At 63.9% G+C, this 14,870-nt stretch carries 10 protein-coding genes and 3 pseudogenes; 2 read left to right on the forward strand and 11 right to left on the reverse strand.

Annotated features, from left to right (window positions below):
• Positions 1–80: 80 nt before the first annotated feature.
• Positions 81–1,205, forward strand: coding sequence for a cytochrome P450 (locus AHiyo1_RS07385; RefSeq protein ID WP_059388123.1), 1,125 nt, complete (start codon positions 81–83; stop codon positions 1,203–1,205).
• On the opposite strand, the gene AHiyo1_RS07390 is transcribed toward AHiyo1_RS07385, so the two are convergent.
• A complete protein-coding gene (locus AHiyo1_RS07390) occupies positions 1,189–1,446 on the reverse strand; it encodes a hypothetical protein (protein WP_253257202.1) in 258 nt (85 codons plus the stop codon). The two genes, AHiyo1_RS07385 and AHiyo1_RS07390, sit on opposite strands and share 17 nt — an antisense overlap.
• A gap of 2 nt (positions 1,447–1,448) precedes the next feature.
• On the reverse strand, positions 1,449–2,858 hold the full coding sequence (locus tag AHiyo1_RS07395; RefSeq protein ID WP_084784399.1) for a glycosyltransferase family 2 protein: 1,410 nt from the start codon (positions 2,856–2,858) through the stop codon (positions 1,449–1,451).
• A 277-nt stretch (positions 2,859–3,135) separates the two neighbouring features.
• On the opposite strand from AHiyo1_RS07395, the gene AHiyo1_RS07400 reads away from it, so the two are divergent.
• Positions 3,136–3,603, forward strand: coding sequence for a very short patch repair endonuclease (locus tag AHiyo1_RS07400; RefSeq protein WP_059388124.1), 468 nt, complete (start codon positions 3,136–3,138; stop codon positions 3,601–3,603).
• Here the strand turns inward: AHiyo1_RS07400 and AHiyo1_RS07405 are convergent.
• From AHiyo1_RS07405 to AHiyo1_RS07440, 9 genes and pseudogenes are all read right to left on the reverse strand, one after another.
• The gene (locus AHiyo1_RS07405) at positions 3,545–3,781 is read right to left on the reverse strand and encodes a PLDc N-terminal domain-containing protein (RefSeq protein ID WP_084784400.1); all 237 of its coding nucleotides are present in this window, start codon (positions 3,779–3,781) and stop codon (positions 3,545–3,547) included. The two genes, AHiyo1_RS07400 and AHiyo1_RS07405, sit on opposite strands and share 59 nt — an antisense overlap.
• Positions 3,782–3,872: 91 nt before the next feature.
• A complete protein-coding gene (locus AHiyo1_RS07410) occupies positions 3,873–5,063 on the reverse strand; it encodes a 5-methylcytosine restriction system specificity protein McrC (protein WP_059388129.1) in 1,191 nt (396 codons plus the stop codon).
• A gap of 91 nt (positions 5,064–5,154) precedes the next feature.
• Positions 5,155–7,386, reverse strand: a pseudogene (locus AHiyo1_RS07415) (McrB family protein).
• Between the two features lie 143 nt (positions 7,387–7,529).
• The gene (locus AHiyo1_RS26360; protein ID WP_253257203.1) at positions 7,530–7,799 is read right to left on the reverse strand and encodes a hypothetical protein; all 270 of its coding nucleotides are present in this window, start codon (positions 7,797–7,799) and stop codon (positions 7,530–7,532) included.
• Positions 7,796–9,460, reverse strand: a complete 1,665-nt coding sequence (locus tag AHiyo1_RS07420) for a DUF5107 domain-containing protein (protein WP_253257204.1) — start codon at positions 9,458–9,460, stop codon at positions 7,796–7,798. Before AHiyo1_RS07420 ends, AHiyo1_RS26360 begins: the two co-directional genes overlap by 4 nt.
• Before the next feature lie 151 nt (positions 9,461–9,611).
• Positions 9,612–10,352 (reverse strand): copper homeostasis protein CutC, encoded by a 741-nt coding sequence (locus AHiyo1_RS07425; protein ID WP_059388125.1) that lies wholly within the window; start codon positions 10,350–10,352, stop codon positions 9,612–9,614.
• A 52-nt stretch (positions 10,353–10,404) separates the two neighbouring features.
• Entirely contained in the window at positions 10,405–10,821 is a 417-nt protein-coding gene (locus tag AHiyo1_RS07430; protein WP_059388126.1) for an acyl-CoA thioesterase, read from the reverse strand.
• 26 nt (positions 10,822–10,847) lie between these two features.
• Positions 10,848–12,943: pseudogene (locus AHiyo1_RS07435) on the reverse strand (ABC transporter ATP-binding protein).
• A pseudogene (locus tag AHiyo1_RS07440) lies at positions 12,940–14,672 on the reverse strand (ABC transporter ATP-binding protein). Before AHiyo1_RS07440 ends, AHiyo1_RS07435 begins: the two co-directional pseudogenes overlap by 4 nt.
• Positions 14,673–14,870: the final 198 nt, after the last annotated feature.

A 14,870-nucleotide genomic window follows, 5' to 3' on the forward strand; every position in this document is an offset into this window, starting at 1 on the left:
GTGCTCCCCGAGCGCGCCGCGGACCTCCCACCCGTGACGTTCCGGGCGGCGAGTGCGCACTGGCTGAGCGGGGCTTGGTCATGAACACCACTACTGCCGGCGCCCAGACGTGCCCGTATCTGGTGCTGCGGGAGCCCGCGGCTGTGCGGGAAGTCCTGCACCGGCCGGAAGACTTCAGCCCGGCAAATGCCCTCATCGCTGTGACACCTTTGTCCGGACCGTCGTTGCGGGTCCTGCAGCGCGCCCGCTTCGCGCTGCCGCCGGTGCTGGCCAGCAATGACACGGCTTCCCATGCTGGCATTCGCAAGGTGGTGGCCGGGTTCTTTACCCCGGCAACGGTGGGTGCTTTTGAGCCGCGCATCCGCGGCATCGCTCGGGATGCCGCTGCCGCCGCTGTTGGCCTGCTGGAAACGGGTGGGCAAGTGGATCTGGTGCAGGCCGTGGCAGCGTACCCGCCGGCGATCGTGATGTTCGAGCTTCTGGGACTCCCTGTCCGTGATCTTCCGGAGCTAAAAGCCTGGAGCCTGGACTCGCTCGAGCTGTTCTGGGGCTGGCCGGATCCCGAGAGGCAACTGGAACTGGCGCACAGCGCGGCCGGGTTCTACAGCTGGCTGCGGGAACTCGTCCTCGAAGCCGTGGCATCCCCCGGACGCAATCTCTTCCGCTCCTTGGCGGAACACGGCCTCAGCACGCCAGAGATCTGTTCCCTCGGCTACTTCCTGCTCATCGCAGGGCAGGAAACCACCACTCAACTCATCAGCACGGCGCTATTCCGGCTTGCCGAGGGATCAGTGGGCTTTGACTGGAAAGACGCGGCCTCCGGAACCACTGCACGGGACCTCATCCGGCACGTCCTGGCTACGGAATCCTCCGTTCCCACATGGCGCCGGGTTGCCGCCCAGGACACAGTGCTCGACGGCCAGCGCGTCCCCGCCGGCGCCGAAATCCTCCTGGAACTCACAGGCAACCACGAGTCATCCGGGCGGGCTTCGGCGGCCCACGAGCAGGGTCCCACGGCCTACGGGCTGGCCTTCGGCTCAGGGATTCACCGTTGCCTTGGTGCGAAGCTCGCGGAACTGGAGGCCGCCGTCGTCGTGCAGGAAACCGCGGCAGCGCTGCATGGCGTCCGTTTGGCAGAGCCGAACCCCGAGTGGCTGCGCCTGCTGTCCTTCCAAGCTCCGCGGACGGTCAGCGTCGGGATTTGAGGAAGTCGGTGGCTTCGTTCACTGCCGGCGCATCGGGGTGGATGCTGCGGGTTTCCGATCGCTGGTTCCGGGTGCGAACCCAATCGCCGGGGTGCAGTTTCGGCAAGATTTTGGCGATGGCCAACGCGCCATACATCAACGTATTAATCGCGACGAAGGTCGCCAAGACGGCAAACCAATCGGAATGCAGAATTCCCTCAGGAAACAAAATTCCGGTGGGAAGGGAGGCGGAAATAGCCATGATTACCCTGCCTTCGATGGTTCGCCGGTTGGTGAATGGTTGAGGTGTTTCCATTTGGCTTGCTTGCCAAGGGAAATGTCGATGATTCCCTTGACATACACCACGTTGAGGAACATGTCGAAGAACAACTCCGGAAAGAGCGTGACTGCCAAGAGGCGTGCCCGCCAGCCACCCTTCCACACGGTGACGACGCGTTCGATGGAGAAGACGACGCCGATTCCCAGCCAGAACGGGAACCAGACCCAGTTGTCCAGGGACAAAACCATCAAGAGGATCAGCAGGAGGTAGGCGCTGAGGGCAATCACTCCGTAGCCAATGCCGAACTGCTGCGCCCAGTAGCGGAGCCCCTGGGGTGTGGCCCCGTAAGCCCCAAGGTTTTCCAGGGCACCCCGCTGCCAACGGAGTCGTTGCGCCCACAAGGTGCGGAAATTCGGCATCAACTCGGTGACCACAGTGCATTGCATGGGGGAAATCATGAGGCCGCCCAGGGATTTCAAGGCAATCGTGAGCTCATTGTCCTCGGTCAACGATGCCGTGTCGTAAACGTCTCCCCGAATTCCCGGGATCGATTCGCCCCGGCTCTGGGCAACAGTGCGCAAGGCACGGGGACGGAAAAGCGAGGCCGTCCCGGTCAGCACAAAAACGCGGCCACGCCGTCGTCCGATTTCCCGGGAATACCGGATATATTCGTTGCGCTGGAATTGGCCGACAATTCCGTGTCCCTCTTCCCCGTAGAAAAGACCACCTACAGCCATCAGTGCCCGGTCATTGCTCATCCGCGCAACCGCGACTTCCAGGAATCCATCGTCAAGGCGGGTGTCGGCATCCATGACCATGACGACGTCGTTATCGCCTTGGCCTGGTAGCAGCCACTTGAGCGCCTGGTTGAGTGCGCCGGCCTTCTTCTTCGTGTTGTCCACCGATTCGAAGACCTCAACCCCGGCCTCGCGGGCAAGCGCAATAGTTGCATCCGTGCAGTTGTCGGCAACCGCAACCACGCGGTCCGGGCGGTGCGATTGGGACAAAAGCGAAGCGATGGTGGCGGGCAGCGAGGCTTCTTCATTGTGCGCAGGGATCAAGACGGTCACCGTGACCGGGCCAGCATACACACCGCGGGTTTCGGCCATGACGATCTTTGGCGCCAGCGGTGTCCGGGGATGCGCGGAGCGGCGTGATCTGTTGGCAATGCGCTGCTCCAGCACAGCCACGCCAGCGGATAGCAGAAGGGCAAAGGCTATGGCCACGAGAATCACGCGGGGCTGCGGCGCCACTGAATCGTAGAGAATCCTCCAGACACCCAGGACAATCCCCTCAGCCCGCGATTCGACCGCTGAATTCCCCGTCGAGGCAATAGCGAACCACAAGAGGGCCGCTGCACCGCCGACTGTAACCGCGATCACAATGCCGACCATGCGCTGAAATATCCCTCGACCCACCGGCGAATGCTATCAGTCGTTCGCGGCGCGAGGCCGACGCTCGCTCACATCATGGGCTTTTCCGGCCGACCCTCGCTCACAAACAAGCCCTTTCCGGCCAACGCCCGCTCACAAACAAGCCCTTTCCGGCCAACGCCCGCTCACATCATGTGATCGAGGGTTCTAGTTTTGGGCGCCATACGTGAGCGAGCGTCCGGGGAAAAACCCACATACGTGAGCGAGCGTTGGAGGGGGTGCTGCGTAGACTGAGGATATGGGCGAGAGCCGCGACCTGCTGACGCCTGAGCAACGCAGCCTGAACATGTCCAAGATCCGGGGCAAGAACACCAAGCCCGAGCTCTTGGTCCGTCGGCTACTGCATGCCAAGGGTTACCGCTACCGGCTCCATGGCCGGGCTGCGGGCGGGAAATTGCCAGGCAGCCCGGATCTCGTGTTTGCCGGCCGGCGCAAGGTGATTTTCGTGAACGGATGCTTCTGGCACTTCCACGATTGCAAGGCAGGCCAGCACTCACCGACCGGCAACGCGGATTTCTGGGCAGCCAAGCGCAACCGCACCCGGGAGCGCGACGCCGGACAGCGCGAATTGCTGAGGGCCTCGGGATGGGAGGTTCTCACCGTGTGGGAATGCGAACTGCGGGACCGTTCGGCTTTGGAGAGTCAGCTCACGCAGTTCCTCGACGGCGGCCGAACAGGAAGTAGCTCAGCGGCCCGAAGAAATTGATGAAGCTTGCAGCCCGCCAAACAGCTTTGTTCCCCCTGATCTGGGCCGCGGGGGTCTTGGAAATGCTACGCTGTGCCGCGATGAGCAACGCCATCTGTCCCGCACCCATCACAAGCACGCCTACCCGCTGCCCCGGAGTCATGTCCTTCCAGGACTTCTTCTTTTTCTTGCCGTGCATGATGCCTCCATCTGCAGTGACTTGCCCTCTCAGGCTAGTCTGCCGGCCGCCCGGACGGAACAGGACGGAACAGGACGGAACCGGATGCCCCTCATAGCCGAGCCTGGCGCACCACTTCGCCCCAGGACTGCTGGGCCAGGTCCGTGACGGCGGCAAGGATCTCCGCCGGTGGCCGCGACAAGTCCAGCGGGTACTCCACAATGTCGATATCCGTGTTGAGGATCCGTCGCAGCTTCATCTCGCCCTTGCCCGCGTAGACCAGCCACGCCGTGGGCACTTGCAACGCCGTGCAGTAGGCCAGGAGTTGATAGTGGTCCGCGTTGAGCGATGCCCCGGAATCGGTGGCCGAGGCGTATTTCGAGTCGTACACCACCACGGGCCGGCCACCCAGGAAATGCACGGCGTCGGGGCGCACGGTGAGCCGGTCCGAATCCCGCACAGCTTCGTTGAGGGTGGCGCCGTATTGAAGCCGCATTTCACCCGGATGTGCCCGCATGGCCGCCCGCAAAGCCACACCCACGAATTCCTCAAACACAGTGGACATGTCCACTACAAACGAGGCGGTCTGCTGCTTCCCCTCGCCCGCTTCCGCAGAGGCATTCCGCAGGATGAGCTCGGCCAAGCGGAGGACAGGGTGGTAGCGGAGGTTCATCCGGTTGGCCTGCCACTTCGGCAGCGGCGCTCCGGACTGCAGCCGCGTGACGGCGTCGAGCTTTCCCTTGAGCTGCCGCAAGCGGCTCAGGACGTTTTGCCGCACGCCGGGAACCTTGCCCATCCGCTCAAGGGCGGCACGGAGAATGCGGTTCTCGGCAATGTCCTCGGTGAATTCGTCGTAGGAGACTTCCAGCGGTACCAGCATTCCGGGGCGCCGGGAGATCTGGTCCGAGATCCGGATACGGCCCTTGACCGTCCGGAGCGACTCGTCCACAGTGAGATAGCCCTGCAGCGGACCTCGGCTGAGCGCCCGCTCCGCCAACTGGGCGAGGGACTCGGCCAGGGCGCTCCACAGGTCCTTGTGCTCGACGGCGGCCACGGAATCCTCGCGGAATCCTTGGTCCCCGGCGTAGCTGAGGAGGAAGAGGAGCCGACTCAAGCCAAGGCGGTCCTTGGGCCGTACCTCGATTTGGACGGTGGGCGTCCGCACCGACCCCACCTTGCCCACAGGCTCGATGCGGTAGAGTCCCATCCCCATCGGCGAGGCCTTCGCGAGCCCGCTCGAGTTGAGCAGGGCGGCCGTGTCCGGATCAAGCTTGTCCACGATGCCACCGGAGAGCTCGTCCATGACGATGTGCCGCACAGCCGGTGCCTTGGTTGACGCGCGGACCGCAGGCTTTCCGATGCCCGGGGGGCGGGCCGGCCGCGGTGGCGCGGTCTTAGCGGACCGCAAGTCGACCCAACAACTGCTCCAGCCCGAAGCGCTCCTCCAGCTGGGCCCGGTTCAACTGACCGTGGTAGTGCTCTTCCAGGAGTGGCATGAGTTCGTACTTCCAGATCCGGCGCAGCCTGCGGGGTTCTGGGCCGCGTTCTTCATGAAGTAGGAGGGACCGATCATCAGGTCCCGGTCCCAATCGTCGATGGAGTCGTTCAAGGCGTCAAGCAGGTCCGCGTTGAGGGTGTCCAGGCCGCGGGCCGCGAGGAACCGCCGGAGCGAACCGCGGATCGGTTCCACCTTCGGATGCAACTCCACGAATGCGAAGCGGCGGCGGATGGCCGCGTCCATCATGGCGATGGAGCGGTCCGCCGTGTTCATGGTGCCGATGATGTAGAGGTTGTCCGGCAGGCTGAACGGTTCGTTGGGGCTGTACTGGAGGTAGATGCGGTCGTCACGGTATTCCAACAGGAAGTACAACTCACCGAACACTTTCGCCAGGTTGGCCCGGTTCATCTCGTCGATGATGAGGAAGTACGGCTTGTTGGAGTTCCCGGGCTTCGCGGCTTCTTCCGCGAGTCGACGCAACGGTCCGGCCACCAGCTTGAAAGAAACCTGGCCGTCGTCGGTCTTGTCCGGCCGGTACCCCTCGAAGAAGTCCTCATACGCATAAGACGGGTGGAACTGCACCAGCTTGACGCGCTCATCGGTGCTGTCGCCCGCGAGCTCGGCCGCCAAGTGCTTGGCGAGGTAGGTCTTTCCCGTTCCCGGAGGGCCGTAGAGCACCAATTGGCGGTTCTCCTCCAGGAGTTCGGCGATCTCCTTGAGCGGATCGAGCTCCATGTGAAGGGACGCTGCGAACTCTTCCGTGAGGGGGCGGAACCCTTCAATCACGGGCTCGACGACGGCGTCCGGGGCGGCGGTTTCCTCGCCGTCGGACTCCGCTTCGGCCGGCAGGAGGGACTGCAGCGACTGGATGACCCTTGTAACGTCCACGACGATCCCCGACGTAGAGAGCTGGCGCTGGACGTGCCGCGGAGCCTCGGCAATCGGGTGGGTCTCATCGAACCAACGCACCTTGCGGCGGAGCCGACGGTTGTCCTCATTGTGTTCCGGCTCGCCCAGGACCACGCCGATCCTGATGGCCCCGGAATTCTGGAACAGCGCGAGGTCGCCGGGCTTCATCACGGTCAGGAACGCGAAAACGGCAGTCTTGGTGTCCTCCCGCTCCACGTAGCCGAGGTGCTTGTAGTCCTCGTCCACGGCGTGCTGGACCACCCCGGCAGTCACCCCGGGAGTGAGTTCGCGGAGGTGTTCGACGTCGAGCGTCGCCTTTTCCTCGTCCCGCCACGCGGCGAGGAGCTCGGCGGAGTCCTGGTGCGTGCGCAGCAGCCACGCCCGGCGGCCAGGATCTCCCACTTTGCGCCACTGGCTGACGAGCTGGCGATCATACCAATCGATGCGCTGGCCGGCCTGTTCGTCCAGGTGAAGCCGGATGCGGTGGACGTCCGCGGTGATGTCGGCTTCCGTTTCGCCGTGGGCACCGCCAACCAGCGAGGCGAAGGCGTCCCGGATTTCGCGCCGCTCAACGTCCGCGACCACGGGCTCGAAGTAACTGGGCCACGCCAAGTATTCGATGCTGCGGCGGATGGCCGGCTGGTCCTCGGGGGCTGCCGCCGCGAGTTCGTGGAATTTCAACGGGTCCTTGAGGGCTTTGTTGATGCTCGCGTTGGACTGGCCATCGACGTGCGCCACGAACCGGCACAACCAGGTCAGGTGGTCCCAGATCGTCCAGTTGAACTCAGCAGTCCTGTCACGGATGACGCCGTGATCGGTCATCCCTTGGTACAGCTCCTTGGGGAGCTCGAGCTCGGGATCGAGCCAGGACGCGGCTTCAGCGACGCGGGCGCGCTTCACCTTGAGCGATTTGACCTCGTGCGCCAGGGGCAGGGACTGCAGGAAGAGAAGCTCGACGGCGAGCAACTTGGCCTCGCGGGAAGCCCCTTCCAGGTTCTGGCGCAGGTTGGTCATCATGGGCGTTGGCATCTCCGACGCCGCGTTCCAGGCGCTCCAGGAGCTCGCCGGCGGCGTCCACCGTCCAAGTGCGGGTACTGGCGTCGAGCGCCGAAGCCTTGCCTTGAAGCCCCGGGCCCAGCACGAACCACGCCGCATCTTCGATCTCCTTGGAGATACCGGGGGCACGGGTCAGTGGGGTTTTGGTGGAGGGAGTCACCATGCCAACTTACATGGTTTCTCTTGGTGCTGGCATCAGGAAAGCCGGCACCCCCGCCACAGGCGTCCCGCCTCTCATGTTCTGCCACATGCGTCCCACAACGTGCTTCCCGCCGCATGCGCCCCGGGCCGATGCGCCCGGGAAGTTCAGTGCATCCCGAAGCGATAGCCGGCAGGCACCGGCTCCCCGGGACACACTTCCTGCCACAGCTCGGCGATCCCGTCCTCGCCTTCCCGGATGTCCGGTATTTCGACGCCGTCCCGCAGCATCGCTGCTGCCTCCCGGCCTTGGCCGACACCCGCGAGGGCGAGCGCCGTCAGGAAACGGACGCGTCCGACGTCGGACATTCCGTCAGGTGCCTCGCTCGCCAGGGCGAGTGCTTGGGCGGGGTCTCCGTGCCGGATGCTGAGGGTCATGGCTTCGCTGAGCAAGGGGAGATTGGACGGTTCCAGCCGGCTCGCGGCGGCAAGTTCCGCCAACCGTTGTCAGTCTTGTTGGTGGCGAGCAGCGCGAGGGCCCGGCCCCTTGTGGCGAGGACCTTGGAACGGAGCGAGAGGTCCTCGGCAATCAGCGCGGCGCCGTATCCGGCGATCGCACCGCCAAGATCCTGGCGGGCGTGCTTCATGGTGGCCAGGTGGAACTGTGCCTCGGCTCCGCCATCCTTGGCCAGCAGCTCTTCCCAGTCGTCCCCAGCCACGAAGGTCCCGGCGCCCAGGAAACTCGCTCCATCCAGCAGGCTGTGCCAGGGGCCCGTTTCCTCGATGGCCTCAGGGGTTGCGTCGTCCGCGAAGGGAGTACCGACTTCGTCCAGCCATTTGCGGCCCGAGTGTCGCCGTCGGGCACTTTCCAAAGCACCCCAAGCACTGCCGCGGACCAGCATCTCGTCCGGAGGCAGGGCATAGTTCCGCGCGGCTTCGGCAAGGGCGACTTCGAGCTCCGCGTCCGGGACGAGGTCTTCGAGCCGGGCGCTGGCGTGGGTCACGGCCGCATCCCAATCCTGGCCGTGGGAGGTTGCGGGATCCAGCTTCGCGTTGCCGTAGGCCTCTACCCAACTCCACTCGGCGCCGGCAGGCATGGACAGGTGCTCGAACTGGGTCTGCGCGAGCCCGGCTTGGATCTCCGCGTAGGGGCCAGCCCCTGGGCTGAGCCATTCCTGCCAGCGCTTCCCGCCGTCGCCCTGGCCCCAGACGAAGAGCTTCTTCCCCCGCAGGAGGCTGGTGGACAGCATGGCCAGGCCGTCGCCGTCGTGGTCTACTGCGGTAATCCAGTGCCGGTGCCCGGGCTGGATGTCGAAGAAGAAGTCCGCGGCGTGCGGGCTGTTGACCAGCCAGGTGGCGTCCATGCCTTGGTGTTCCGTGGGCCGGACGCGGGCGATGTCGGTGGTGTAATCGCTACCGAAAGCCTCGGAGGCGGGCGCGATCACGCGCGTTTCCGCCGTCTCGGGAACCGCGGCGTTGCTCCACCAGTACATGGGGACCTCGTGGTCACGCGGGTTCCTGATCCGGACCGCTGTGAGGAGGACGTCCGAGTCCTCCGGAAGCCACATGTCCACTTGGAAGACCACTTCGCGGAGGCGTTCGAACTCCCACATGCGCAGAATGTCGTGGCCATCGGGGGACTTGACGATCGCCGTGTGCAGCGGATCGCACGTGGTGGGCGAGTGCCCGCGCGTGCCGATGTTCCATTCGAGCCCGCCGGCGAACCACGCCTTACGTAGGGCGATGTTGGCGAACTGCAGCGTCCCATGGGTGTGGAGGAGCTGCTTTCCCGAGGCCTTGTCGAAGAGCTCCCAGAGCCGGCCGCCCAAGGTGGGGAGGACAACGGCACGCAGCTTGTTGTTCTCGAGCACGACGGCGGGCACCTCGTGGGCAGTCCGCTCGCGGGAGTAGCCGTCCTGCATCAGGTACGGGAACATGTTCGGCACCTGGCCGTAGCGGGCCGCCGCCCGCAGCTCCTCCGGGACGCCGTCGCCGATTCTGTACGGCTGGTCCAACTCAGCCATGACCACCGGCAGCGGGCTATTGGGACCCAACTCCGCCATGTTCAGGGTGATGGTGGAGAAGCTCAGGTTTTGCATCTTTATGACTCCTGGGGGCTATTTTCGATCGCAAGACTTCACTCATCTTTGACCCAAGTCGCCGCTGTGTAAAGGGAGCCACCCAACTAGCTCGCATTTGATGTCGTTTTGAGGGCCCAAAACGACATCAACTGCCAGTCAGTTGGGAATGTCAGCGGGAGGCGGCGCGGGCGGCCCTCACCAGGTCCCGGTTGGTGACCATGTACGCCGTCGGGTCTGCTTCGCCGGGTGTGCCGAAGGAGTCCCCACGGTCCTTCCGCGTGGAAACCGTGGCCTTGGCGGACAAATGGACCGCGCTCAATCCTGCGGCGTGCAGGGCGGGGATATCGTCCAAGACGAGTCCGCCGCCAGCCATGACCTCAAGCCGCCCCACCGCCCGCTGGACCATGCGCTCGAGGGTCTCGATCCCCGCTCCCACCGTCGCGGCGCCCCCGGAGCTGAGCACCCGCGTGAAACCAAGTTCCACGAGTTGCTCGACGGCGGCCGCCGGGTCCGGGGTCTGGTCGATGGCCCGGTGGAAGGTCAGCTGGGCGTTGGGGTTGGTCTCTAGAGCCGCGTCGGCGAGCTTTCGCGTGGCTTGGACGTCGATGTCACCGGCGGCCGTGAGGACTCCGATCACCACGCCGTGGGCCCCTTGCTTGAGCAGGAACCGGATCTCGCGTTCCATGGTGTCCAAGTCCGCGTCGGAGTACAGGAAGTCTCCTGGCCGGCTGCGGATCAGCGGGTGGATCTCCAGCCGTCCGTCGGCAGCTTCCTGCGCGGCTTCCATCAGCCCTTGGCTCGGAGTCAGTCCCCCGAGCTCCAAGGCGCTGCAAAGTTCAATCCGGTCCGCGCCTTCTTCAGCGGCAACGGCAGCGCCCTGGGCACCGACGGCGACGATCTCGAGTTTCATGGGAAAACTCTAACGGCCACCGCAGTGCCCAGGGCGCTGCTGCAATGCTTCGCTAGGCCCGATAGGGCTCCAGCTGCTCCTTCTGTTCGGGAGTGAGCCTGCGGACACGGCCGGTGGACTCGTCGACGAACGCCAGATGGGTACTCGCGTTGACGCAATCCTGGCCCGTCACGGGATCTTTGATGACGTAGTGAAGGTCAAAACTTGCCCCCTTCACGGCCCCTACCCAGATCTCAACCAGTGCGGGAATGTTCCGATACTCCAAGGTCCGGACGTACCGGACCTTGTGCTCCACTACGAGGATCATGACCCCGTCCTCAACGGAGTCGAAAACAGAGACCGGTGGTTCCACTCCGGGGAGTCCGGCACCGCGCGGCGGACCGAAGGCCGCGATGCGGGCCTCTTCGAGCATGCGCACGATCTGGACGTTGTTGATGTGCCCGTACGCGTCCATGTCTCCCCAACGCATGGGTACTTGGACCGTAATTCGCTCGCTCAGCTGTGCACCGCCGTCGAGTCATCCACAACGGTTTCCTCGGCATCCTCACCGGCGAACTGCGACATGTAGAGGCGGTAGTACGCACCCTGCAATGCGAGCAATTGGTTGTGGTTGCCCTGCTCCACGATGCTGCCGTTTTCCATCACCAGGATGGTGTCGGCGTCGCGGATGGTGGACAAACGGTGGGCGATGACAAAGCTGGTGCGATCCGTGCGGAGGGCCGCCATGGCCTTCTGCAACAGCAGCTCCGTACGGGTGTCCACGGAGCTTGTGGCCTCGTCCAGGATCAACAGCGAAGGATCGGAAACGAAGGCCCTCGCGATGGTGATCAGCTGCTTCTCGCCCGCACTGACGTTGTTGCCTTCCTCGTCGATGATGGTCTGGTACCCATCCGGCAAGGCGCGTACGAAACGATCCACGTAGGTGGCCTTGGCCGCCTCCATGATCTGCTCCTCGGTGGCGTCGAGCTTGCCGTACTTGATGTTGTCGTAGATGGTCCCGCCGAACAGCCAAGCGTCCTGCAGCACCATGCCCACCTTGGAGCGAAGCTCGGAACGGCTCAGCTCCTTGATGTCCACCCCGTCCAAGGTGATACGGCCCGCATTGAGCTCGTAGAACCGCATGACGAGGTTGACGAGGGTGGTCTTGCCCGCGCCTGTGGGTCCGACAATCGCGACGGTGTGTCCGGGCTCCGCACTGAGGGAAAGGTTCTCGATGAGCGGCTTGTCGGCCACGTAGCTGAAGGAGACGTTCTCGAACTCGACGTGGCCGTCCGTGCGCGGGGGCAGGTGACGGGCCGCGTTCTCCGGCATTTCCTCGTCTGCATCCAAGAACTCGAAAACGCGCTCAGCAGAGGCCACACCGGACTGGAGCATGTTGGCCATGCCGGCGATCTGGCCAAGCGGCTGGGTGAATTCACGCGAGTACTGGATGAACGCCGTGGCGTCGCCAAGGCTCATGGACCGGAGGCCACACGCAAACCACCGACGACGGCGATGCCCACGTAGCTCAGGTAGGACACGAAGTTCATGGCCGGGAAGATGATGCCGGAAACGAACTGTGCCCCGAACGAGGCCTTGTACAGGGCTTCGTTGCGTTCGTCGAAGCGCTCCAGCATGTCCGCGTCGCGCCCGAAGACCTTGACCAGCTCGTGGCCGGAGAACGATTCCTCGATCTGGCCGTTGAGAGAGCCGGTGTTCTTCCATTGGGCGGCGAAGAGCTTCTGGCTGCGCGAGCCGATCACGCCGGCAAGGACGCCGGAGAGCGGCAAGGCAACCAGCGCAATGAGGGCCAGCTGCCAGGACACGATGAACATCATGATGGTGATGCCGAAAACCGTCAGCACCGAGCTGACCAGCTGGGCGAACGCCTGCTGCAGCCCTTGCTGGACGTTGTCGACGTCGTTGGTCACGCGGGAGAGGATGTCGCCGCGCTGGCGGGTGTCGAAGTAGTTCAGGGGCAAGCGGTTGAGCTTGGCCTGGACGTCATTGCGGAGCCGGTTGATGACTTTCATGACGATCTTGTTCAGGATGTAGCCCTGGGCCCACAGGAAGATGTTGGCCACGAAGTACATCAAGAGCACGATCGAGATCAGGAACGTGAGCTTGGAGAAGTTGATCCCGTTGGTGAGCTCCATCTTGGAGACCATGTCCGCGAAGTTGTTCTGGCCGGCTTGGCGGAGTCCTTCGGCGAAGGCGGCCTGGCTCACGCCGGGAGGCAATTGCTTGCCCATGACGCCGCCGAAGATGACGTCCATGGCGCTGCCGAGGATCTTCGGGGCGATGACGTTCAGGACGACCGAGACCACCACGAGGCCGATGACGAAGACGACTCCGGCAGCCTCCGGCTTGAGCAGCCCGAGGAGCCGCTTGGCCGACGGTCCGAAGGCCTTTGCCTTCTTGGCCGGCAGGTTGCCGAACATGCCGCCGTCGGCTTCGCCCGGGGTGTATTCGGTTTCCTCGATGTCGTCATCGTCCACCGCCGTTACGGCACCGGCGGCGTCCGCATCCTTCACTTCCGCAGCGTCGCGCGCGGCCTTCGCTGCTTCGGCCTTCGCGGCCCAGCCGCGCTTTTGCTGATTCTGTTCGCTCATGCCACTTCCTCCGCGCTCAGCTGGGATTCGACGATCTCCTGGTACGTGGGTGATGTTTCCAGGAGTTCTTCATGGGTGCCGCGGTCGACGATTCTGCCGTTGTCCAGGACCAGGATCTGGTCCGCGTCCGCAATGGTTGAGACGCGCTGGGCCACGATGATGACCGTGGCATCCTGCGTCTTTTCCTTGAGCGCCCTGCGAAGGCGGGCGTCCGTGGCCACATCCAAGGCCGAGAAGGAGTCGTCAAAGAGATAGACCTTGGGCTGCGTCACCAGCGCCCGGGCGATGCAGAGGCGCTGCCTCTGGCCACCGGAGACGTTGGTGCCGCCCTGGGCCACACGACGGTTGAGGCCGGAGGACTTTTCCATGACGAAGTCCTTGGCCTGTGCGGTTTCCAGCGCATCCCAGAGTTCCTGGTCCGTGGCGTCGGTCTTGCCGAAGCGCAGGTTGTGCTCGATGGTTCCGGAGAACAGGTACGGCTTCTGCGGCACGGTGGCCACGCGCTGGTGATCTCGTCGCGGTCCAGGCTGGTGACTGGAACGCCGTCGAGCAATACATCGCCGGACGCGACGTCGTACAGGCGCGGAAGCAGCGACACCAAGGTGGTCTTGCCTGCGCCGGTGGAGCCGATGATCGCGAGGGTCTGGCCCGGCTCCGCGGTGAAGGAGATGTTGCTCAGCACGGGAGCTTCAGCGCCGGGGTATTTGAAGGTGACATCGCGGAATTCGACGCGACCCTTCTTTTCCGCGGGCGCCACGGGCGCCTTCGGATCGTGGATGGAGGGTTCGACGTCGAGGACCTCGCCGATGCGGTCCGCGCACACAGACGCGCGCGGGATCATCATGGCCATGAAGGTACCCATCATGACGGCCATGAGGATCTGCAGGAGGTACTGCAGGAATGCCGTCAGGGAACCCACCTGCATGTTGCCCGCGTCCACCCTTTGGCCGCCAAACCACAGCACTGCCGCCGTGGAAAGGTGCAGGATCATTCCGATGGCCGGGAACATCAGGACAAACAGGTTGCCGATCTTGACCGAAACCAGGGTGAGGTCCTTGTTGGCATCGCCGAAGCGCTTGGCCTCGTACGGTTCACGAACGAACGCCCGGACCACACGGATGCCGATGATCTGCTCGCGCAGGACACCGTTGATGGCGTCGATCTTCTTCTGCATGGAACGGAAGAGCGGCATGAGCCGGACCACGAGGTAACCAACCACGGCCACGAGGACGGGAACCGAGACCCAGACGAGCCACGAGAGGCTGAGGTCCTCGCGCAAGGCCATGATGATGCCGCCGACGCACATGATGGGCGTGGACACCATGAAGTTCAGGCCCATCAGCATGAGCATCTGGACCTGCTGGACGTCGTTGGTGCCACGGGTGATCAACGTGGGTGCGCCGAAGCTGTTGACGTCCTTGGCCGAGAAGCTGCTGACCTTCCGGAAGACGTCCCTGCGCAAGTCGCGGCCCATGGCCATGGCCACGCGGGATCCGAAATAGACACCGGCAATGGCCGCGACGACCTGGCCGAGCGCGACCGCGAGCATCAGGGCACCGGTTTGCCAGATGTAGTTGGTATCCCCCCGGGACACCCCTTCATCGATGATTTTTGCGTTGAGGCTTGGAAGGTAAAGGGTGGCAATGGTAGACGCCAGCTGGAAGATGATGACGGCTAGTATCTGCGGCAAATACGGCTTGGAGTAACGCCGTATCAGGGTGACAAGCATGCCCACGGATCCTTAATGAGAGTGCGCGAATGAATTACTGCGAATGACTAAATACTGCGAATGACTAAATACATGGATAGCAGCAGGCGCTGACAGTATTAGTCCCTCAACTCTACGAAATCCGTTGCCCCAGCGAAATATCGATAGCCAAATATCATCCTTGCGGCATAGCTGAGCCGCTGCAGCGCTTCAAAACTC

The sequence above is a fragment of the Arthrobacter sp. Hiyo1 genome, from assembly GCF_001263615.2.
In the GTDB taxonomy this organism is placed as follows: domain Bacteria; phylum Actinomycetota; class Actinomycetes; order Actinomycetales; family Micrococcaceae; genus Arthrobacter.

What these genes read in the sequence shown, in the direction of transcription:
- AHiyo1_RS07410 (WP_059388129.1), bottom strand. Translation starts at nt 5,063, where the DNA reads ATGGACGAGCTCTCCGGTGGCATCGTGGACAAGCTTGATCCGGACACG.
- AHiyo1_RS07430 (WP_059388126.1), bottom strand. Translation starts at nt 10,821, where the DNA reads ATGCGTTGGGGAGACATGGACGCGTACGGGCACATCAACAACGTCCAG.
- AHiyo1_RS07395 (WP_084784399.1), bottom strand. Translation starts at nt 2,858, where the DNA reads ATGGTCGGCATTGTGATCGCGGTTACAGTCGGCGGTGCAGCGGCCCTC.
- AHiyo1_RS26360 (WP_253257203.1), bottom strand. Translation starts at nt 7,799, where the DNA reads ATGACCCTCAGCATCCGGCACGGAGACCCCGCCCAAGCACTCGCCCTG.
- AHiyo1_RS07420 (WP_253257204.1), bottom strand. Translation starts at nt 9,460, where the DNA reads ATGCAAAACCTGAGCTTCTCCACCATCACCCTGAACATGGCGGAGTTG.
- AHiyo1_RS07405 (WP_084784400.1), bottom strand. Translation starts at nt 3,781, where the DNA reads ATGCACGGCAAGAAAAAGAAGAAGTCCTGGAAGGACATGACTCCGGGG.
- AHiyo1_RS07390 (WP_253257202.1), bottom strand. Translation starts at nt 1,446, where the DNA reads ATGGCTATTTCCGCCTCCCTTCCCACCGGAATTTTGTTTCCTGAGGGA.
- AHiyo1_RS07400 (WP_059388124.1), top strand. Translation starts at nt 3,136, where the DNA reads ATGGGCGAGAGCCGCGACCTGCTGACGCCTGAGCAACGCAGCCTGAAC.
- AHiyo1_RS07425 (WP_059388125.1), bottom strand. Translation starts at nt 10,352, where the DNA reads ATGAAACTCGAGATCGTCGCCGTCGGTGCCCAGGGCGCTGCCGTTGCC.
- AHiyo1_RS07385 (WP_059388123.1), top strand. Translation starts at nt 81, where the DNA reads ATGAACACCACTACTGCCGGCGCCCAGACGTGCCCGTATCTGGTGCTG.